This window comes from Hafnia alvei, from assembly GCF_964063325.1.
Classification (GTDB): domain Bacteria; phylum Pseudomonadota; class Gammaproteobacteria; order Enterobacterales; family Enterobacteriaceae; genus Hafnia; species Hafnia alvei_B.
In genome coordinates, this window is the sequence record NZ_OZ061316.1 from 86,696 (window position 1) to 109,260 (window position 22,565).

12 protein-coding genes and 1 pseudogene are annotated in these 22,565 nt (G+C 50.6%); 10 read left to right on the forward strand and 3 right to left on the reverse strand.

Going from position 1 to position 22,565, the window contains the following annotated elements; genetic code table 11:
* Positions 1 to 582 precede the first annotated feature (582 nt).
* A complete protein-coding gene (locus AB3Y96_RS22945; RefSeq protein WP_367300393.1) occupies positions 583 to 1,128 on the reverse strand; it encodes a helix-turn-helix transcriptional regulator in 546 nt (181 codons plus the stop codon).
* 471 nt (positions 1,129 to 1,599) lie between these two features.
* On the opposite strand from AB3Y96_RS22945, the gene AB3Y96_RS22950 reads away from it, so the two are divergent.
* The 6 genes and pseudogenes from AB3Y96_RS22950 (at position 1,600) to AB3Y96_RS22975 (ending at position 16,280) form a co-directional block, all read left to right on the forward strand.
* Positions 1,600 to 2,013, forward strand: coding sequence for a hypothetical protein (locus tag AB3Y96_RS22950; protein ID WP_367300394.1), 414 nt, complete (start codon positions 1,600 to 1,602; stop codon positions 2,011 to 2,013).
* Positions 2,014 to 2,114: 101 nt separating this feature from the next.
* Positions 2,115 to 13,874: an Ig-like domain-containing protein gene (locus tag AB3Y96_RS22955; protein ID WP_367300395.1), complete on the forward strand. Its 11,760-nt coding sequence runs from the start codon at positions 2,115 to 2,117 to the stop codon at positions 13,872 to 13,874.
* Between the two features lie 90 nt (positions 13,875 to 13,964).
* Positions 13,965 to 14,281, forward strand: a pseudogene (locus AB3Y96_RS22960) (class I SAM-dependent methyltransferase); the annotation flags it as partial.
* 896 nt (positions 14,282 to 15,177) lie between these two features.
* Entirely contained in the window at positions 15,178 to 15,705 is a 528-nt protein-coding gene (locus AB3Y96_RS22965) for a single-stranded DNA-binding protein (RefSeq protein WP_367300396.1), read from the forward strand.
* 45 nt (positions 15,706 to 15,750) lie between these two features.
* The gene (locus AB3Y96_RS22970; RefSeq protein ID WP_316455323.1) at positions 15,751 to 15,996 is read left to right on the forward strand and encodes a DUF905 domain-containing protein; all 246 of its coding nucleotides are present in this window, start codon (positions 15,751 to 15,753) and stop codon (positions 15,994 to 15,996) included.
* 68 nt (positions 15,997 to 16,064) lie between these two features.
* Positions 16,065 to 16,280 (forward strand): hypothetical protein, encoded by a 216-nt coding sequence (locus AB3Y96_RS22975; RefSeq protein WP_367300397.1) that lies wholly within the window; start codon positions 16,065 to 16,067, stop codon positions 16,278 to 16,280.
* A 336-nt stretch (positions 16,281 to 16,616) separates the two neighbouring features.
* On the opposite strand, the gene AB3Y96_RS22980 is transcribed toward AB3Y96_RS22975, so the two are convergent.
* The gene (locus tag AB3Y96_RS22980; RefSeq protein WP_046448644.1) at positions 16,617 to 16,907 is read right to left on the reverse strand and encodes a type II toxin-antitoxin system RelE/ParE family toxin; all 291 of its coding nucleotides are present in this window, start codon (positions 16,905 to 16,907) and stop codon (positions 16,617 to 16,619) included.
* Positions 16,897 to 17,151 (reverse strand): type II toxin-antitoxin system RelB/DinJ family antitoxin, encoded by a 255-nt coding sequence (locus AB3Y96_RS22985; RefSeq protein ID WP_282815228.1) that lies wholly within the window; start codon positions 17,149 to 17,151, stop codon positions 16,897 to 16,899. The genes AB3Y96_RS22980 and AB3Y96_RS22985 overlap by 11 nt, the downstream gene beginning before the upstream one ends.
* Before the next feature lie 202 nt (positions 17,152 to 17,353).
* Between AB3Y96_RS22985 and AB3Y96_RS22990 the strand changes: the two genes are divergently transcribed.
* The 4 genes from AB3Y96_RS22990 to traD form a co-directional block, all read left to right on the forward strand.
* Positions 17,354 to 18,531, forward strand: a protein-coding gene (locus AB3Y96_RS22990) for an IS3 family transposase (RefSeq protein WP_168780213.1) whose coding sequence is annotated in 2 segments (ribosomal slippage) — positions 17,354 to 17,612 and positions 17,612 to 18,531 — 1,179 coding nt in all. Because the reading frame shifts where the segments join, the coding sequence is not laid out codon by codon here.
* Complete coding sequence (locus AB3Y96_RS22995) at positions 18,525 to 19,820, forward strand: hypothetical protein (protein ID WP_367300398.1); 1,296 nt, start codon at positions 18,525 to 18,527, stop codon at positions 19,818 to 19,820. Before AB3Y96_RS22990 ends, AB3Y96_RS22995 begins: the two co-directional genes overlap by 7 nt.
* The gene (locus AB3Y96_RS23000; protein WP_367300399.1) at positions 19,817 to 20,350 is read left to right on the forward strand and encodes a conjugal transfer protein TraS; all 534 of its coding nucleotides are present in this window, start codon (positions 19,817 to 19,819) and stop codon (positions 20,348 to 20,350) included. The genes AB3Y96_RS22995 and AB3Y96_RS23000 overlap by 4 nt, the downstream gene beginning before the upstream one ends.
* Before the next feature lie 140 nt (positions 20,351 to 20,490).
* On the forward strand, positions 20,491 to 22,565 hold a 2,075-nt coding region (gene traD, locus AB3Y96_RS23005; RefSeq protein WP_367300400.1), incomplete at its 3' end, for a type IV conjugative transfer system coupling protein TraD.

Below are 22,565 nucleotides of genomic sequence, written 5' to 3' on the forward strand. Positions count from 1 at the left end.
ATCAATCTGGAAAAGAATTTTTGCCGGTCGATCTATATGGATGCAGGGATTATAGCGAGCGACGAAGCCTGAAGAAACTCATCTCTAACAGAGTATTAGCTCCCGCTACATGTGGGTTACTGTTCTATGGGGATATCGATTTATTTGCGCCAAAAAAAGCCCCGTAAACGGGGCTAAAGTCATCATGAGACGGTCTTTACAATGGAAGTCTGTCTGGTTTGATTGTTTTTTAATTAATCTAATCTCTGAGATTATACAAAACTCAGTTGTACAATTTGCACTTCGGCGCTTATCTCCGAACGTCTAACGTGTCAGCTCTTCAACAGTGGCAAAATGTAAAACCAGTTAACGTATCAGGTTTGTTTATTTTTTCGTTTCTTACTTATATTTTGATCGTCACTAGGATGTCTGGCTTCATACTTTTAACTCTTTATAGTTAACATCTTTCTTCATGACATCAGGTTCAGTCTTTTAATATTTTTGTCGATATATGGATTAATGATTACCTTTTCTTAACGATAGTAGGGTGTTGTTATGATGAAGGCAGCACTCATGCCTATATTGATTTTTTATCTATACGTGTTAGTAATTAGCAATACGTGCTTTGATTAAAAGTTGTTGGTTGCTGGAAACATTCAATTTTTTCATCATACTTCTCTTTTGCGAACTGATCGTTTTGACACTGAGGCCCAGTCGTTTTGCAATTGAAGCGGCCGGCATACCTGAAGATATATATCTCAAGACAAAACGTTCGCAGGGCGAAAGGATGATTTTCTCTGTTTGTATAGGGTACGTATTAATTTCTCGCCCCCCTTTAAGCATAAAATAAAGTTCATACTTGAGCTCATTGAGTGACTTTGATATATCAATAAATCCCTCCAGTTTCATTATTCCTGTACCATTTATCATATCCCAGGCAGCCGCAGTGCCAATAACAAAGTAAGTTTTTTTGTGGTCTAAATCATGGCAAAAGTGAGCGATGTTTAATAATGAAATGTTAGAAATAAGCAGGATGTTCAGCTTGTTATCTTTGAACGAGATATTCATGCTTAAGATTGAATCCAATAGCGATGAAATACCTACGGTAAGAAAAGCATCCTGGCTGTAAATACGGTAACTCGCCGTCATACCACTCCATTGTATTTCAGTCTAATAAATAGCCACACATTCTTTATGGTGCATGATAATAAAGTGTTTTAAAACATGTTTGTAACGATCAATACTCCTTTTATTGATAGTTTGCACCTATCGTATTGTGATCTTTGATCGTGTTTACCGATCAAGAATGTTCTGATATGCTTCGCTAAAAGTAACGTCTATGTACTCACCGATATTGACTCTGCGCCAACAGATTTAATTTAAATCGGGGAAGGAAAATCTGAAATCTTATTAAGAAAGGTATGTTTTGATTGCATGTTTCTTTTTAGCGCATGTGATTTCTAACTATGCATTTTCATGTTCTATCTAAATTTCAATGTGCCATGTGCACGCTGAGTGCGGTAGCTATTGCTTTATCGAATACCTCTTTGTGGGTATTAATTCGTATCCGTTGGGGTGCGAATAATCATATTAATCGCCTTGTTTTACAATGGAGTTATCATGTTATTACGTTCTATTCCTCTTTTATCTTTCATTTTCCTAGCAGCATGTTCGGCGAATTCCGTAAAACATGCTTCAGTGAAGCAGTCACCGAAGCCTACTATTAAGTATGCGCAAAATAACAGTCGTATTGTGCCGGTGAACGCGGTGGCCTCCAGTAATAATCTGTGTGTCGACCACTTTAATTTCCTGCGTCAGGCAGGGGATGATAAATACCAAAAATACTCGCGTGACTACATCCAGATTGGCGACGGTTACAGCTTCTTGAATACCAATAAAAACATCATGAACGGTGATGCAAAACGTCTCTATTCCAACACGCTCGATATGAAACTCAATACGCTGTGTTCGGAAGTGAACTACGCCGGATTCAAGGTTATCCAACAAAAGATTAATGCGCTCAGCAATATCTAATAAGTTCAATCTGTATCACTTAAGAAGGGAATGAAAGGATTTTCCTAAATTTACCCCTTCTTGAGTTTTTTTCTTTTTGTCGATGGAATCGAGTGAAAGTTATGTTCTCTAAATTACGCTTACGTAAGGGTATTGCCTACCTGCTTATCTGGCTGCAGCTATTGACGCCGGGATTATCCTTGCTCCCCATGGTGGCCCGCGCCAGCGAGCCGGCCGATATGCAGAGTACCATCCAGGGACTTAACGCACTCATTCTTGGCGCTGAGGCACCGGCAACATCGGCGCCAAAAGCGCCTGCGCCTTCGGTGACGCGGTCACAGGCACCGACAACATCGGCGCCGACGGCCTCATCCCGCTTGAGCGACTATTTCCACGTCCAAGCCCCGGTGGCTACGCCTGTGCCTGAGGCGGGATTACCTTCGCTGAGCTCACCGAAATCTTCCACCGACAAAACTGGCTCAGATGAAAGCGCTGCCTCATCGCCCCGTGGCGATGAGGGGGACAATCGTCTGGCGTCCGGCGCCATGCAAATGGGCTCGCTGTTATCGCAGGACAATACCTCCGATGCCGCCATTAACTATGCGCGTAGCATCGGCGAAGGCCTGATTAATCAGCAGGTGAATGATTGGCTGAACCAGTATGGCAACGCCAAAGTGTCACTAGGGACGCACCAAAACGTATCCGGTGATCTGTTAGTTCCCTTGACGGAGACGGATAAAAGCCTGGTGTTCTCTCAGGTGGGGGCACGCACTAATCAAGACCGAAACACCGTTAACCTCGGTTTTGGCTATCGCCAATATCTCAACGACTGGATGTTGGGTATCAACACCTTCTATGACTATGACTACACGGGAAAAAACAAGCGTATCGGTGTGGGTACCGAAGCCTGGACAGACTATTTAAAGCTGGCGGCTAACGGGTATATCCGTCAGACCAACTGGCATCAGTCCAAGCTCGATGACATGGAAGACTATGATGAGCGTCCTGCTAATGGGTTTGATTTACGCGCTAACGCGTATTTGCCTTCATGGCCGAACTGGGGCGGTAGCCTTAAGTATGAGCAGTACTTTGGCAAAGGGGTCTCTGTTGCCGAAAGTGCCAACCCTGACTCACTGAAAGATAACCCGGTTGTGGTCACGGCCGGCGTTGACTATACGCCATTCCCGTTAATGACGCTGTCAGCGAAACGTTCCATTGGGGATTCCAATGAGACCAACGTCGGGCTCGATTTCACCTACCGCTTTGGCGTGCCGTGGGAGCAACAGATTGACCCCGATTCGGTGGGCTTGATGCGCAGTCTGGTCGGCAGCAAGTATGATTTTGTCGACCGTAATTACAACATTGTCATGCAGTATCGCAAGCAGGAACTGCTGACGATTTCGCTTCCTGCCGCCACCACCGCACAGGCGGCGGAGACGGTGCCGGTCATTTTAACCGTTTCGAAAGCCAAATACGGACTCAAGAGCGTGAGCTGGAATGTTGATGCCACGTTGATGGCCCGCGGTGGCCGTTATCAGCAGGTGTCTCCGACAGAGTTGCGGGTGACGCTGCCGGCCTATGTCTTTGGTCAGCGGACGAACGCCGCACAAAACTACAAAATCAGCGCTGTAGCCACGGATAACAACGGGAACCAGTCCAATACGGCAGAAACGTTGATTGGGGTTGTGCCTTCAGAAAATACGGTCAGCAATCTGACTGTCTCGCCAAGTGAGAAGAACTTACCGGCGAATGACTCGGAGAGTTATACCCTTACCGGTACGGTCACTGACGGGAAGGGGGCGCCACTCACCAATCAAAAAGTCACCTTCGCGATAGAGGGTTTGATAAACGCGGCCGGTCAAGCGGGAACCACATTAGCCCCTATAGGGGGAGGAAAAGGCGACAGTCGTCAGTTGACGGTCACCACTGGAATGGACGGTAAGGCCACCATCACCCTACGCAGTAAGGTTGCCGGTGAAGGGAAAATTACCGCGACCATGGATAACGGTAATAGCAGTACGGCGAAAGTCACGTTTGTGGCTGATAGCGCCACGGCGACGGTACGTAAAGTGACATTGATGGATGACACGACCGCTAAGCCGGCGGATGGTAAAAATACCTTTACCTATACCGCGCTCGTCCAGGATAAATATGACAATACGCTGGCGAATGCGCCTGTCTCTTGGGCCGTTGATGCCACCGGTGTCACGCTGTCTTCCCCAATAACGCAGACCGACAGTAACGGTAAAACGACCGTTAAATTGCTCAGTGGTACCCGCGTTGTGACCAATATTACGGTCAGTGCGCACAGTGCTGCACAGGCTGCTGATATTGATGCCGATAAAAAGGTTAGCTTCACGGCCGGTGATATTGCGGCGGATAAATCCACTTTGGTGGCATCTCCTGATGGCATTACAGCCAATGGGCAAGCCTCATCGGCGTTGATGTTGAAGCTGGTTGATGCCAACAACAACCCGATCACAGGGGCGGCAAGTTCACTGCGTGCCTCAATTGCGGGATTAGATAACGTCAGTGTGAGCAACTTTGCTGAACAGGGCTCGACGGGAGTCTATGTTGCGTCGCTTACGGGAACCCGGGCGGGGATTGCCACGATCACCGCGTTTTCGGGCAGTAAAAAAGCGAGCACCCAAATGCCGAAGGTGACATTAAGTGCGGATAAAACGACGGCGCAGATAACGGATAATAATCTGGTTATTGCGCCTGACGGCGCGGCCGCTGATGGTAAGGCCGCGAACGGTGTTAAGGCCACGGTCACCGATAAGCAGGGGAACCCTGTTTCCGGCATGACCGTGACGTTTAGCGTCAATAACGGCGCCACATTGACCACGGTAAATGGGGTGAGTGATGCTAACGGGGTTGCCACTGCGACGGTCATCAGTACGAAAGTAGGGCGTTATACCGTTACTGCCTCTGTTAATGGTCAGGCGACCACGAAAGAGACGACGTTTGTTGCGGACGTTGCGACAGCCCATGTGAGTAAAGTGACCCTTGTCGGGAATACGAATAGCTTACCGGCTAATGGACAAAGTCGCTTCAGCTACATCGTGACCGTGGTTGATAACCAGGGTAATACGGTGTCGGGCGTGAAGGTGATAGCGAAAGCGGATAAAGCCGGCGTCACGGCGGCCGCAACCAACGCGACAGATACCAATGGTCAGACGACGATAACGTTGGCAAGTGGCACTGCGGCAGTGGCCGATATCACTGTGAGTGCGCAGGTCGGTACGACGACCAGTCAGAACGCTGATAAAACAGTGAGTTTTATTGCGGATGCGACAACAGCCCAGGTCACCACAGTGACGCTGGTTGGCAGTGATATCAAAAAAGTGGCGGATGGTAAAAGCACCTTTACCTACACCGTGACGGTCAAAGACAGCAACGGTAACCAGGTCGCCGGCGCCACTGTATCGCCGAAGGCAGATAAAGCCGGTGCAACGGCAGCATCGAATGGGATAACCGATGCCAACGGTCAAACGACTATTACCTTAACCAGTACTACTAAGGCGGTAGCGGATATCACCGTGAGTGCGCAGGTCGGCACGACAACGAGCAAGAACGCTGATAAGACGGTGACCTTTACCGCTGACAGCGCCTCTGCGCAGGTGAGTGCGGTGACGTTAACGGACTCGGTCGTGAGTAAGGTAGCGGACGGCAAAAACACCTTCACCTACACCGTGACGGTGAAAGACAGCAACGGCAACCTGGTCTCCGGCGTGACTGTGGCATCGAAGGCAGATAAAGCCGGTGCAACGGCAGCGTCAAACGAGGTAACCGACGCCAACGGTCAAACGACCATCACCTTAACCAGCAGCACCACGGCGGTCGCGAATATTACCGTGAGTGCGCAGGTCGGCACGACGGCGAGCAAAAACGCCGATAAGACCGTGAGCTTTACCGCTAACAGCACCACGGCGCAGGTAAGCACCGTGACCTTGGTTGGCAGTGATGTGAGCAAAGTTGCTGATGGTAAAAACGTCTTTACCTACACCGTGACGGTGAAAGACAGCAACGGCAACTTAGTCTCTGGCGCTACCGTGAAACCGAAAGCGGATAAGACGGGGGCGACAGCGACCGTCAATGGCGTGACGGATGCTACAGGTCAGGCGACGATAACGTTGACCAGCAGCACCACGGCGGTGGCAAACATTACCGTGAGTGCGCAGGTGGGCACCACGGCGAGCAAGAACGCCGATAAGACGGTGAGTTTTATCGCCGACAGCTCCTCTGCGCAGGTAAGCGCCGTGACCTTGGTCGGCAGTGAAGTCAGTAAGGTGGCGGACGGCAAAAATACCTTCACCTACACCGCGACGGTCAAAGACAGCAACGGTAACCCGGTGTCGGGCGCCATTGTGTCACCGAAGGCGGATAAGTCAGGCGTGAGTGCGAAAGCAGCGGGCGCGACCGATGCCAACGGTCAAACCACTATCATCTTAACCAGCACCACCACGGCGGTGGCGAATATCACCGTGAGTGCCCAGGTCGGTACAACGGGGAGTGTGAATGCCGATAAGACGGTGAGCTTTATTGCTGACAGCGCTTCCGCGCAGGTAAGCACCGTGACCTTGGTCGGCAGTGAAGTCAGTAAGGTGGCCGACGGCAAAAACGCCTTCACCTACACCGTGACAGTCAAAGACAGCAACGGCAATCTGGTCTCCGGCGTGACGGTGTCGCCGAAGGCGGATAAGTCAGGCGTGAGCACAAAAATCTCAGGTGCGACCGATGCCAACGGCCAAACCACTATCACCTTAACCAGCACCACCACGGCGGTAGCGAACATTGCCGTGAGTGCGCAGGTCGGGAGTACCGCAGCGAAGAACGCTGATAAGACGGTGAGTTTTATCGCGGACAGCGCGTCGGCGCAGGTGAGTGCGGTGACGTTAACGGACTCGGTCGTGAGCAAGGTAGCGGACGGCAAAAACACCTTTACCTACACGGTGACGGTCAAAGACAGCCACGGCAACCCGATCTCGGGCGCCACGGTATCGCCGAAGGCGGATAAAACGAACGTGACCGCAAAAGCCGCGGGCGCGACCGATGCCAGTGGTCAAACTACCGTGACCTTAACCAGCAGCACCACGGCGGTGGCGAATATCACCGTGAGTGCCCAGGTGGGAACAACGGCCAGCAAGAACGCCGATAAGTCAGTGAGCTTTATCGCGGACAGCACCACGGCGCAGGTAAGCACCGTAACCTTGGTCGGCAGTGACGTGAGCAAAATTGCCGATGGTAAAAACACCTTTACCTACACCGTGACGGTCAAAGACAGCAACGGTAACCCGGTCTTAGGTGCCACTGTATCGCCGAAGGCCGATAAGTCAGGCGTGAGCACAAAAATCTCAGGTACGACCGATGCCAGTGGTCAAACGACCATCACCTTAACCAGCACCACCACGGCGGTAGCAAACATCACCGTGAGTGCGCAGGTGGGTGCGACGACGAGTCAAAACGCCGATAAGACGGTGAGCTTTATCGCTGACAGCGCCTCCGCGCAGGTGAGTGCGGTGACGTTAACGGACTCGGTCGTGAGTAAGGTGGCCGATGGTCAAAACACCTTTACCTACACGGTGACGGTGAAAGACAACAACGGCAACCCGGTCTCTGGCGTGAATGTATCGCCGAAAGCGGATAAAACCGGGGCGACAGCAACGGTCAATGGTGTGACAGACACGAATGGTCAAGCCACTATCACCTTAACCAGCAGCACCACGGCGGTGGCAAACATCACCGTGAGTGCGCAGGTGGGCAGTACCGCAGCTAAGAGGGCCGATAAGACGGTAAGCTTTACCGCTAACAGCGCGACAGCGCAGGTGAGTAACGTCACTTTGGTTGGTACGAGTGAGAGTAAGGTGGCCGATGGCAAAAATACCTTTACCTACACCGTGACGGTGAAAGACAGCAACGGCAACCTGGTGGCCGGTGCTACTGTATCGCCGAAAGCGGATAAAACCGGGGCGACAGCAACGGTCAATGGTGTGACAGACACGAATGGTCAAGCCACTATCACCTTAACCAGCACTACCACGGCGGTCGCGAACATCACCGTGAGTGCGCAGGTCGGTACGACGGCGAGCAAGAACGCCGATAAGACGGTGAGCTTTATCGCGGACGTAGCGACGGCGAAAGTGGGTACCGTACTGTTAAACGACAGCGTGCAAATGAAGGTGGCCGACGGTAAGAATACCTTCAACTACACCGCTCAGGTCATTGATGCCCATGGTAACCCTGTTCAACAAGCTGGGTTAGCCGTGACATGGGGACAGAACAAAGCAGGAGATGTGTCGCTGCCGATAAGCAGTACAACCAATGCGCAGGGACAAGCGACTGTCACATTGACGAGTACCACCACCGCGGTGAACAACGTTCAAGTGAGTGCGCAGTACCTGACAACGCCGGCGGTGAATGCCGATAAGGTGGTGAGTTTTACTGCGGATAGTGCGGCGGCAAAAGTCAGCAGCGTCGTGCTAGAGGGCTCTGTGATAAGCAAGGTGGCGGACGGTAAAAATACCTTTACCTACACCGTGACAATTACGGACAACAACGGTAATCCGGTATCGGGCGTGGATGTGTCCTCCTCAGCAAATAAAGCGGGTGTTACGGTGGCAGCGAACGGGCTGACGGATGCCAATGGTCAAACAACCTTAACCTTGAGCAGTTCAACGACGGCGGCGATGAATATCACCGTGAGTGCACAGGTGGGCAGTACCGCCAGCCAGAACGCCGATAAGACGGTGAGCTTTATCGCTGACAGAACCACGGCGCAGGTGAGCACCGTGACCTTGGTTGGCAGTGATATCAGCAAAGTGGCAGACGGGAAGAATACCTTTACCTACACGGTGACGGTCAAAGACAGCAACGGCAACTTGGTCTCCGGCGTGACAGTGGCACCGAAGGCGGATAAAACTGGGGCGACAGCGACCGTCAATGGCGTGACGGATGCTACAGGTCAGGCGACGATAACCTTAACCAGCAGTACCACGGCGGTGGCAAACATTACCGTGAGTGCGCAGGTGGGCACGACGGCGAGCAAGAACGCCGATAAGACGGTGAGCTTTATCGCCGACAGTGCCTCTGCGCAGGTAAGCACCGTCACCTTGGCTGGCAGTGATGTGAGTAAGGTGGCGGACGGTAAAAATACCTTCACCTACACCGTGACGGTGAAAGACGTTAACGGCAACCTGGTCTCGGGTGCCACCGTGACACCGAAGTCGGATAAGACGGGGGCGACAGCGACTGCCAATAATGTGACCGATGCCAACGGTCAAACCACTATTACCTTAACCAGCACCACCACGGCGGTGGCGAATATCACCGTGAGTGCGCAAGTCGGCAGTACTGCGAGCCAGAACGCCGGTAAGACGGTGAGCTTTATCGCTGACAGCACCACGGCGCAGGTAAGCACCGTGACCTTGGTGGGTACAGATATCAGTAAGGTGGCCGACGGCAAAAACACCTTCACCTACACCGCGACGGTGAAAGACAGCAACGGCAACCCTGTATCGGGTGTGACTGTGTCGCCGAAGGCGGATAAGTCAGGCGTGAGCACTAAAATCTCAGGTGTGACCGATGCCAATGGTCAAACCACCGTTACCTTAACCAGCAGCACTCTGGCGGTAGCGGATATCACCGTGAGTGCACAGGTGGGCACGACGGCGAGCAAGAACGCCGATAAGACGGTGAGCTTTATCGCCGACAGTGCCTCTGCGCAGGTAAGCACCGTCACCTTGGTTGGCAGTGATGTGAGTAAGGTGGCGGACGGTAAAAATACCTTCACCTACACGGTGACGGTGAAAGACGTTAACGGCAACTTGGTCTCCGGCGCCACCGTGACACCGAAGGCAGATAAAACCGGTGCGACGGCAACGTCAAACGGGGTAACCGACGCCAGTGGTCAAAGCATCATTACCTTAACCAGCAGCACTCTGGCGGTAGCGGATATCACCGTGAGTGCACAGGTGGGCACGACGGCGAACCAGAACGCCGATAAGACGGTGAGCTTTATCGCCGACAGTGCCTCTGCGCAGGTAAGCACCGTCACCTTGGTTGGCAGTGATGTGAGTAAGGTGGCGGACGGTAAAAATACCTTCACCTACACCGTGACGGTGAAAGACGTTAACGGCAACCTGGTCTCGGGTGCCACCGTGACACCGAAGTCGGATAAGACGGGGGCGACAGCGACTGCCAATAATGTGACCGATGCCAACGGTCAAACCACTATTACCTTAACCAGCAGCACCACGGCGGTGGCGAATATCACCGTGAGTGCGCAGGTCGGTACGACAACGAGCAAGAACGCCGATAAGACGGTGAGCTTTATTGCGGACGTGACAACGGCTCAGGTCGATACGGTGACCTTGGTGGGGGCAGGCATCAGCAAGGTGGCCGATGGCAAAAACACCTTCACTTACACCGCGACGGTCAAAGACAGCAACGGCAACCCTGTATCGGGTGTGACTGTGTCGCCGAAGGCGGATAAGTCAGGCGTGAGCACTAAAATCTCAGGTGTGACCGATGCCAATGGTCAAACTACCGTCACCTTAACCAGCACCACCACGGCGGTAGCGGATATTACCGTGAGTGCGCAGGTGGGCACGACAACGAGTGTGAACGCTGATAAGACGGTTAGCTTTACCGCTGACAGCGCCTCTGCGCAGGTGAGTACTGTGACCTTGGTCGGCAGTGACGTCAGTAAGGTGGCGGATGGTAAAAACACCTTTACCTACACCGTGACGGTGAAAGACAGCAACGGCAACCTGGTCTCCGGCGTGACTGTGGCATCGAAGGCAGATAAAGCCGGTGCAACGGCAGCGTCAAACGAGGTAACCGACGCCAACGGTCAAACGGCTATCACCTTAACCAGCAGCACCACGGCGGTCGCGGACATCACCGTGAGTGCGCAAGTGGGCACGACGACGAGTGTGAACGCCGATAAGAGCGTGAGCTTTATTGCGGACGTGGCAACGGCTCAGGTCGATACGGTGACCTTAGTGGGGACAGACATCAGTAAGGTGGCTGATGGCAAAAATACCTTTACCTATACGGTGACGGTCAAAGACAGCAACGGCAACTTAGTTTCTGGCGCCACCGTGACCCCGAAAGCGGATAAGACGGGGGCGACAGCGACCGTCAATGGCGTGACGGATGCTACAGGTCAGGCGACGATAACGTTGACCAGTAGTACCACGGCGGTAGCGGATATTACCGTGAGTGCGCAGGTCGGTACGACAACGAGCAAGAACGCCGATAAGACGGTGAGCTTTATTGCGGACGTGACAACGGCTCAGGTCGATACGGTGACCTTGGTGGGGGCAGGCATCAGCAAGGTGGCCGATGGCAAAAACACCTTCACTTACACCGCGACGGTCAAAGACAGCAACGGCAACCCGGTATCAGGCGTGACGGTGTCGTCAAAGGCGGATAAGTCAGGCGTGAGCACAAAAATCTCAGGTGCGACCGACGCCAGTGGTCAAACTACCGTCACCTTAACCAGCAGCACTCTGGCGGTAGCGGATATCACCGTGAGTGCGCAGGTGGGCACGACGGCAAGCGTGAACGCCGATAAGACGGTGAGCTTTGTGGGTGATGTAGCTACGGCGCAGGTGGATACCGTAACCTTGGTGGGGACAGACATCAGCAAGGTGGCCGATGGTCAAAACACCTTCACCTACACCGTGACGGTCAAAGACAGCAACGGTAACTTGGTCTCCGGCGCTACTGTATCACCGAAGGCGGATAAGACCGGTGCGACGGCAACATCAAACGGGGTAACCGACGATAAGGGGCAAACCACCGTCACGTTGACCAGCAGTACTCTGGCGGTGGCGGACATCACCGTGAGTGCGCAGGTGGGTACGACGGCGAGCAAGAGCGCCGATAAGACCGTGAGCTTTATTGCGGGGGCAATCGCGAGTGCAAATTCACAGCTAGCCTTTGTCACGACATCATTTAGTACTGCTAAGGGCACTTCAGCAGTTACGCTGACGCTTAAAGACAGTAATAAAAATCCGATTACAGGAAAAAGCAGCGATGAAATAGCAAAATCATTTACCTTCACGAAAATGCTTGGCTCGGCGGCCACGAACCTGACCAACGATGATGCCGTAGGTTCACTGTCTGGCTGGAGTGAAAGTTCTGACGGTGTTTACACATCAACATATACACCGGGTAAATACAGTGGAACGATTGCTGCGAAAGTTGTTGTTGGAAGTTATACGTCTAACAGCGTGGGATTAACGACAAGCCCAGATATCAAATCAGCACAGGTCTTAAGCCAGACATCGTCATTGCAAAACACGGATTATAGCATCAGTGGCAATGCGATTGCGGGGTCAGGATATGGCTATGTAATAAATATGGCTATCGCCGATGCGAACGGAAATAAGTTCATCTATCCGGGTGATGGCGATTATGGTTTATCGCTCAATCTGGTTGGGGCATCGGGGATAAGCTTCTCGCCAAGTAGCCCGTTGGATATTGATAATACCTCCAGCGTCAGCGCTGTGGTGACATCAACGACCCTAGGCTCGCTAAGCGTGGCAACAAATGTGGTTCAGAGTACAGCAGCAGCGAAATCGACGAGCTATACATTTGTTGCTGATACCCGTAATCCGGTGATTACATGGAGTGGCGGAAATGTCGGTCAGGTTGATACTAATGTTACGAGTGTTGCGACATTAACTGATAAATACGGCAATAACCTCGAAAATGTAAATATTGGTTTTACAGCGGCACCTTCAGCAAGCAGCAAGATTGTTTCAATCAATGGCGCCGCTATCAATGCAGCACAAGGAAGTTTTGGGTTTACCACTGGAAATACTGTGACCGTGGTGACTCAGGGAAATGACGTAACAAATGGATATAGTGTTACACCAACCTTTAAAGGAAATGATATCGATAATGCATTGACCGTTTCTTTAGATGTCAACCCGACAGCACTGCGCTTTGACGCCTTATCAGCAACGGGCACGGCGATGGCGAACAATAGTGATGTGAATAAAATATCTGTTAGTGTTACCGATATATACGGCAATCCAATTGATGATGAGGCGATTATCAAGTTCAGTATTGCAAGTGGTGATGCATCCGAGTCTGGATTAAGCAAATCCAGTACGGCTGGGACGAATTCAGATGTTAGCATCCAAGTATCGAAGGGAAGTGCCGTTGCTTATCTCAATAGTTACTTGTTATCGCAGGTTATCACTGTGTCGATCTTGAACCCAGAAACCAGTGATGTGATTACAAGCAGAAATGTTACTGTTAAATTCAAGCGTTGGGTTGAGGTCGCACAAGGTACATTTAAAGCGGACAATAGTTCTAAAAATTATAATGTTTCATCAAAATGGCCAACACGTATTACAAATGGGAGTAATTATGTAGCACCAACGGCTGCAGGTGAAAATGCCAGCGACTATGATTATTATTTTGTAGATAACAATAATAATCAAACGAGTGTGTCATGGGCGACGTTAGATAGTTCGACGGGCTTGGTCACAATCACGGCAAAACCTTCATTGCCAACGACGTTGAAAACGTTTGCGAAATACAAAGGGAGTGACCATAAACCCGATCGCACCTATGCCCCGAATATATCTCAGTATTGGACTTTTGCAGGCTCCAGTTTCTATCTGATGTATTCCTGGTGTTCCGTCGATAGACCAGGATATAACTATCCTTATTCCGGTACTGTTCAAGGGTTTGTTAGTCAGCAGTCTAGTGTTATTCGATCAGTTAACGGGGGGTTGGTAAAATATTTTTATGGGGGAACTGGGAATAGAGATGGATTTGGGCGAGTTAATTGGGATGGAGGAAAAATTGGTCCAAACTATTCTAAGAATGGTGCCGTTTGGTGCTACACAAATAACTAAGTAATCATCCTTCTGTTGTAGATAATACTCAAAGCGCTCGATATACCATCGGGCGCTTTGTCGTTTTAAGGATAATGGCGCTCTTTCTGCCACGGGGGGAACGCGGGGCATCTACGGGGGGCGTTTCCAGGTGTTAATGTCTGGTGCGGCGATTTTATGGAATACGGGCAGGTAGCCCAGTATGACAAAATCATTATGAATCCGCCCTTTAACCATGCGCAGGATATTCGACATATACAGCGCGCCCTGTCGCTATTAAAGCCTGAAGGGCTGCTGACGGCTATTTGTCTCAATGGCCCCGCCAACAAAAAATACGCAAGCCGCTTTGCGATGTTTGGGAAGCGCTGCCGCGCAGCACGTTTTCATATACCGATGTGGCGACGGCGATAATCAGACTTCGTGCCTAACCGTCTTATTCGATATCAGGCAGGGGAAGTGTCCTCTGTCTGTCCGCACCGAAAAACCACGCGCCGTTGGCGCACGGGAATGCAGCGGTGCTAACGCACCGCTTATCTCCCCGTTTCGTGATGTCAGTGTAGTGTGTTGCGTTGTGTTTCTATACCGACTATAGCTGTTCTTCTTCCTCTCCATTCTCTTCTTCATCTTTTTCTTTATCTGCTTTGTCTTCATCTCGATATGCGTCGTCCTGCTGTAGTGCTTTTTCTCTTTATCTTTCAGAAAAATCAATAACGGCCTTTGGGGCACCCAAGGGCGTGCGCCGTTCCGACACACGACGACTGACACAACTAGTCGCGCCCAAACAAACGGGCACGCCAAGTTTTACGCAGCCACGCAACGTGTCTGCGCCCGTTCGGGGTAGAGCCGCTGCTTGGCAAGTCAACAGCACCGCTTGCTGTGACCAGTTGGTCACGCCGCTTTCACTGCCGGCGATGGAGCCGCCGGCGCTAAGGGGCAATGCCGTTTCGCGCCCGCGCGTTTCGTCATTGCGGCGGGTTCCTGCTCATCAACGCTGGCTGATTTCCCCCCTTTGAGTCCGAACGCCGGGGCTGAGATAACCACAGCGCGTCTTGCTGTCCAGGGACGCAAAAGCCTTTCGCAATAAATTTATGGCGGCCATTTCGCAAGCTTCATTAGACCGCAATAAATTTCACGCTCACCCCGGACAGCTTCACCACGCTGTGCTGATTGACGCCCTTGCGGCGTACGGCTCTCAAACGGGTGAAGGTAACAACCAGCGCGAGCGTGCAGCAGAACCCCGCAAAACGTCAAAACCGCGGCCCCGGCAACTCAGCGGGTGATGGTTTTTAAAGGCAAAAAATCAACGGATATCAGGAGAGACACTATGGCGAGCAAAGGCGTTAATAAAGTGATTTTAGTGGGGCATTTAGGCCAAGAACCCGAAGTACGCTATATGCCAAACGGGGGCGCGGTTGCCAATTTGTCACTGGCCACCTCAGAAACATGGCGTGATAAGCAATCGGGCGAACAAAAAGAAAAAACCGAATGGCATCGCGTTGTGGTGTTTGGCAAGTTGGCTGAAATCGCAGGGGAATACCTGCAAAAGGGCTCACAGGTCTATATCGAGGGGGCTTTGCAAACTCGTAAGTGGACAGACACGCAAGGGAACGAGCGTTACACCACCGAAATTATCGTCAACGTGGGCGGCACTCTACAGATGCTGGGCAACCGTCGTGAAGCCAACTCAACCCCAGCACCGCAGACCAGCGGTCAGCCACAACAACAGGCAGCAACTCCCACAGCTAAAAAGGCCAGCAAAGTCAAAAAATCCAAGACCGCCGTACAGCCAGAATCTCAGCCGCAGAGCGGGGACTTCCCGCCGATGGATTTTGACGACGATATCCCATTCTAGAGTTGACTTGCCCTGCGAGAGCGGGGCTTAAACAGGAGAAATACGATGTCAGACAATATCGAGGCCAAGCCCTTAAAATCCCTGTCCGATGGCACCTTCACCCGCGAACACGCAGTGGATGTAGCGGCGCAGTATGAGAACGTCGCTATCGAAGACGATCAGGGGACGCACTTTCGTCTCGTGGTTAGTCAGAATGGTGAAATGGTCTGGTGTACATGGAATTTTGAACCGGAGGGCGAGTATTGCCTTAACCGCTACATCGCAAATTATGACATTCGTAAAACGCAGTAAGCAGTAAGCGAGGTGCCGGATGCTAGGACATCCGGCAGACATTAATTAACACTATCGAGGTATCAACCATGTCAGAGAAGAATACTAAAGCAACCCGTAATGCGAGTAAAGCGAGCAAAAAATCTCCCCCAATGGCGCAGGCCGAAGCAGCCAACACCGCGCTGCGTGATATTCCCGTTTCTATGGTTAGCGTGAGTTCACTCGCCCATTCAACGCTGAACGTGCGCAAACAAGCCCCTGATGCTGCTAAATTGGCAGAGCTTGCCGAGAGCATTAGCGGTTAGCCTTTTGCAGAATCTGGTGGCGTTCGAACAGTCAGATAGCCTGTTAACGTCCATCAGTTTGCGGCAACGCAGGCCATCATAGATGTCGAGCATAAGCAGCTACGCGGCACATAACTCGGACAACATCCTTATGCGCGGGCTTTATTCCGCCACTTACGTGGTGGCGCGATGCGCATCACCGACAGAGATAGACGAAGAAGATATCTAATGTATTGGGGATGTCTGTGTCACCACAGGCTAACCTTCATTTCAAAATGGTGAGTGTGTTAGTAAAACTTAGCTCTTAAAATGAATACAGATGTAATACATGTGAATTATACATGTATTCATTTTCTGTTATAAAAGCCGCTTTTGAGCCATCTCATAGGCCTTCTCGGCTTCTCGTTTGCCGACAGCAATCACCCATATAACTATCTCATCATCGATAACCTTGTAAATTAGACGAAAGCCTGATGCTCTTAGCTTTATTTTAAAGCAGCCAGCGAGATCTCCATGCAATCTCGCTGATTCAACGTAAGGGTTTTGCTGCAGTTTTTTTAGCTTCTTTTTGAATTGTTCGCGGACAGTTTTTTCAAGCTTATTCCATTCCTTGAAAGCCCTTTCGTCAAATTCAATACTAAAAGTCATCAACGTTAACCCTGATCCGTTTGCCCGGATTTTTCATCCTTTCTCTGACGACCGCCAAGATATCAGCATCCTCATCATCTTCACTCACCATCACTGAGACTTCAGCAAAAGGCAGTTTTTCGTTCTCTGCGACATATCGCAGGAACAGACGAAGTGCATCAGAAGGAGACAGATTCAGTTTTTCAAAGGCCTGATAGGCATCTTTTTTCAGCTCGTCATCTACGCGGATTTGGATTGTGCTCATTGCAAATACTCCGATAGTTCATGTCCAATTATTATACACGCACTACATATGTAATGACAAATGTAGTGCTATATTATCTTGAATACGAATGGGGAATACCTCTTTAATGAATTACATTTGTATTACACGTGAAGTGGAATACTAAATCTGGCCACCTGAATAGAGGTGATATCATCGCCTCATAGTCAAAACAGGTGACATTATGACCGGACGTAACAGACGCAATTTTAGCCCCGAGTTTCGCCTCGAAGCTGCCCAGCTTGTACTCGATCAGCACTACAGCGTTGCCGCCGCTGCAACAGCAATGAATGTCGGTAAATCCACGATGGATAAATGGGTTCGCCAGCTTAAAGAAGAACGCGCAGGGAAATCCCCAAAGGCCTCTCCGATGACGCCTGAGCAACTTCGCATTCGTGAATTAGAAAAACGACTACAACGTGTTGAAATGGAAAACGATATATTAAAAAAGGCTACCGCGCTCTTGATGTCAGACTCCCTGAACAATTCTCGTTAGTTGAGAAACTCAGGACGCGGTTTCCTGTTGCCTTTATTTGCAATGTGTTCGGGATCCATCGCAGTAGCTATCGGTACTGGCTAAGCCGACCGCAGAAACCTGATGCAAAACACATCGTTATACTTAGCCTGGTTCGTGAAGTTCATCATGCCAGTAATGGCTCTGCGGGGGCCCGGAGCATTGCCGATATGGTCAGCGCAAAAGGTGTTCCGTTGAGTCGCTGGCGGGCCAGTAAGATAATGAAAGAGCTGAATATTATTAGTTGCCAGCAACCGGAGCATCGCTACAAAAAAGCCACAAAAGAGCATGTGGATATCCCTAATCATCTGGATCGCCAGTTTGCAGTAACGGAACCTAATCAGACCTGGTGCGGCGACGTGACCTACATCTGGACGGGCAAACGCTGGGCTTATCTGGCGGTTGTTCTGGATTTATTTTCTCGCAAGCCAATAGGCTGGGCGATGTCGTTTTCTCCGGACTCAGTTCTGACAGGAAAAGCATTAACGATGGCCTGGGAAACCAGGGGAAAACCGGCTGACGTTATGTATCATTCTGACCAGGGAAGTCACTATACCAGCAGGGAATTCAGACGGTTATTGTGGCGTTATCGTATAAAGCAAAGCATGAGTCGACGAGGGAACTGCTGGGACAACAGCCCAATGGAACGATTTTTCCGCAGCCTGAAATCAGAATGGGTCCCGAACTGTGGATACGCTAATTTTAGCGAAGCAAATAGATCAATAACGAATTACATCATTGGTTATTACAGCCAGCTCAGACCCCACCAATATAACGGTGGCTTAACACCCAATGAATCAGAGCGATTGTTCTGGAAAAACTCTAAAACTGTGGCCAGTTTTTGTTGACCACTTCAGTTGCCAGCGCCCAACAACAAATGGCCCGTGAGTCAGAATCGCAGGCGCAAACGGCGATGCACGGCTACAACAGCAGCGTCACCAGTGCTTGGAACTCACTGAGCCAGTTTGCCAGCAATCGGGGTAACAGCGCGTCAATGGTGAGCGGCGCTGACAATGCACAGAACTCGCAAGAGTCGATGATGCGCAGCAAGATGTGGAATGCGGTGACCAGCAACGCCAAAGCCAACAATATCAGCAATGAAGCGTCGTTCCAGAATCTGATGGATAAGACGTCTCGTGGGACGCTATCTGGAGAGGCTTACCTGCGAGGCAGTGTTAATTCCGACCGGGCTATTGTGGGTAAGGTAGCAAGCTTAGCTATAGGAGCCTCTGCTGAGGTGGGAGGTAAGGGAAGTGTAGGTAAATCATGGAGTAAAGGCTCAGCTGACAATGTAACAAACGGTCATCGTCAAACCAATGATAGCCGTCATGATACCAGCGCGCAGGCGGCGAAGGACTTTAAAGAAAGCAGTGATTATCTGACCAGCCACCGTACCAGCCAGTCGGGAAGCCTGACCGATAACAATGCCGTTTCGCGTACCGATCAGCTTGCCGCCTCACTCAGTACGGCGAAAAACAGCTACGACCAATACACCAATGCTAACACCCGCAGCCACGAGTATGCCGAAATGGCCTCGCGTACCGAGTCAATGAGCGGCCAGATGAGCCAAAATCTGAACCAGCAGTTTGCCAACTTTGTGCGTGAACGTGCACCGCAGGAGGCCGATAACCTGCTGACTGATTCGGGGGCACCGGATGTGGTTGCGAAACGTGAGGAGCTGGCGCGTGAATTTGTACGTGCACAAGTCACACCGAAGGTGGACGCGGAGCACACCACGGGCCAAAGCTCACTAGGCAGCGGTATGCCCGCTATTCCTCAAGGCGGTTCAAACGAGAGTGTACAAACCGATTATGCACGTAATAACGGTCATATTGAGGCGCGTACGCAGCAGGCGGGTATTAAAGACGATATGGGGAATTCGGTGCAGGGAATGATTAACGACAATCAGGCCAAACAAATCACCACCCAACATAATATTGAACAACAATCCCACGAGGTGAAAGGCCAGTATACCGATCTGGATAATCATCATAAATCAGAACAAAGCACACAAAATAAACAGTATAATAATGCCAAGGAAAAGGCAGATTCAATTCCCGGTGCTAAATCAAAAGAAGAGCTTTTGAAACAAGCTAGTCATCTTGAGGCAGATTTTAATAAGGGGAAGGATAAGTGATAACCAATAAAATTATTCAGGAAGAAATAGAAGAGATCAAGCAAATACTCAAGCAAGGTGATCTTGAAATCCCCTCCATGTGGACATGTTTATGGCCTGGTCTTGGTGTTGCTTTATGGTTGTTGATGTGTAGTTATCTAGGTAATTGCCTGAGTAGTTATAATGATTGGGATAAACTCACTTCGATTGTTTTCAGTATTTTTTTAGGTTTATTGATCACTATTGGATCTGCAAGTGGGAGGGCTAGTTTCCTTTCCATACCAAATAGTTTTCGAAAGAGATCTCAAGCTTATAAATTTTTTAGTAGTAAAATAAAAAAATACACGCTCAGCTACATGTTTGTGATGGGGGGTATTCTTATTTTAACATCAGCCTTAAGTATGGGTGATGCTTGGGGGGTTAGTCTGGGGTTTGTTTTCTCAATCGCTATTTATTTTATTTTTCATATCGATATGGGAAGGTATCAATTATCAATGTTGAGTTCGGTTATTAATGCCTGTAAAAGCGATAGCGTGACGCCGACGAAATAACACTCTCGTTTTATTCCTTACCTTTTCTCTTCACACTCTCAGTTAGCTTCCTTGCTAGCTGAGAGCGTTATCTCTGTCTTATAAAGAAAAAATACCTGCTTGTTATGGGTATTTGATTTCCTGTGCTCAGGAGAATGCCGATGAGCTTTAATGCAAAAGATATGACGCAGGGCGGTCAAATCGCCGCGATGCGTTTTCGTATGTTTGGGCAAATTGCCAATATTATATTCTATTGTTTATTTCTTCTATTTTTGGCCATAACGACGCTGACCTTAATGTTTCGTCTGTCATGGCAAACCTTTATTAACGGCATTATTTATTGGTGGTGCCGGACGCTGGGGCCGATGCGTGAACTGATGCGCTCACAGCCGGTCTATCAGATTGAGTATTACGGCAAAAAATTCCCCTATAACGCCCAGCAAATACTCAATGACAAATATACGCTGTGGTGCGGTGAGCAACTCTGGACCAGCTTTGTGATTGCCGCCGTGGTCGGGGGCGTTGTCTGTACGGTGACGTTCTTTGTTGCCTCATGGATATTAGGTCATCAAGGGAAGAAACAAAGCGAAGATGAAATTACCGGTGGTCGTAAACTGACCGATGACCCAAAAGAAGTCGCGGCGATGCTCAAAAGAGACGGCAATGCCTCTGATATTAAAATTGAAAAATTACCTCTGATTAAAAACAGCGAAATCCAAAACTTCTGTCTGCATGGTACGGTCGGTTCTGGTAAATCAGAGTTTATTCGCCGCCTAATGAATCATGCGCGCAAGCGTGGCGACATGGTGATTGTCTATGACCGCTCCTGTGAGTTTGTGAAAAGCTATTACGACCCCGCCAAAGATAAAATACTTAACCCGCTCGATGCGCGCTGTGCCAATTGGGATTTGTGGCGGGAATGCCTGACCCAGCCGGATTTTGATAACGTCGCGAATACGCTTATCCCGATGGGCTCGAGCGAAGACCCCTTTTGGCAAGGTTCGGGCCGCACCATCTTTGCTGAGGCTGGCTTCCGGATGCGTAAGGATGATGACCGCAGCTATGCCAAGTTGGTTGATACGCTCTTATCCATCAAAATCGATAAGCTGCGCGCCTATTTAAAATCCACGCCTGCCGCGAACTTGGTGGACGAGAAAATCGAGAAAACGGCGATTTCTATCCGTGCCGTGCTCACCAACTACGTCAAAGCTATCCGCTACCTGCACGGCATAGAGCGTAACGGCGAACCCTTCACCATCCGTGACTGGATGCGCGGGGTACGTGAAGATGGCAATAACGGTTGGTTGTTTATCTCATCGAATGCCGATACTCACGCGTCCCTTAAGCCGGTGATATCGATGTGGCTGTCGTTGGCCATTCGCGGCCTATTGGCGATGGGGGAGAATCGTCAGCGCCGCGTTTGGTTTTTTGCCGATGAGATACCAACCCTGCATAAACTGCCGGATTTGGTAGAAATCGTGCCCGAGGCGCGAAAGTTCGGTGGTTGCTACGTGTTGGGCTTCCAGTCCTACGCCCAGTTGGAAGATATCTATGGCGCCAAAGGCGCTGCCACGCTGTTCGATGTGCTTAATACCCGCGCCTTCTTCCGCTCGCCGAGTAAGCAGATTGCGGATTTTGCCGCCGGTGAAATCGGTGAAAAAGAGCAGCTCAAAGCTTCCGAGCAATATTCTTACGGTGTCGACCCTGTGCGTGATGGCACCTCGGTGGGCAAAGACATGGAGCGTGTGACGCTGGTGAGCTACAGCGACATTCAAACCCTGCCCGATTTAACCTGCTATATCACGCTGCCGGGGCCGTACCCGGCGGTGAAACTGCCGCTGAAGTACCAGACGCGTCCCAAGGTCGCACCGGAATTTATCGCCCGCACTATCGATACCGACGCCGAGACGCACCTGAGTGCCGTACTGGCCGCTCGTGAGGAAGAAGGACGTGGGATTGCCGAGCTCTTTACCCCTGATGCTGAGACAGCCGAACCCGCCTCGACGGAAAATGAGCCCGTTGCTGAGACAGCGACTCAAACTCAAACGACACCGCCTGTTACGCCTCTTCGCGAAGAGAGCGCACCGAAGCCAGCACCCAAAACGTCACCTAAGGCAGCTGCCGCATCGACAACGGCGGCCAGCGCCACCGCAGCGGCGGTGGTTGCACCGGTCGGCGGCGTAGAGCAAGAACTCGAGGAACATGAAGAGGCGTTACCGCCGGGTATTGATAGCCA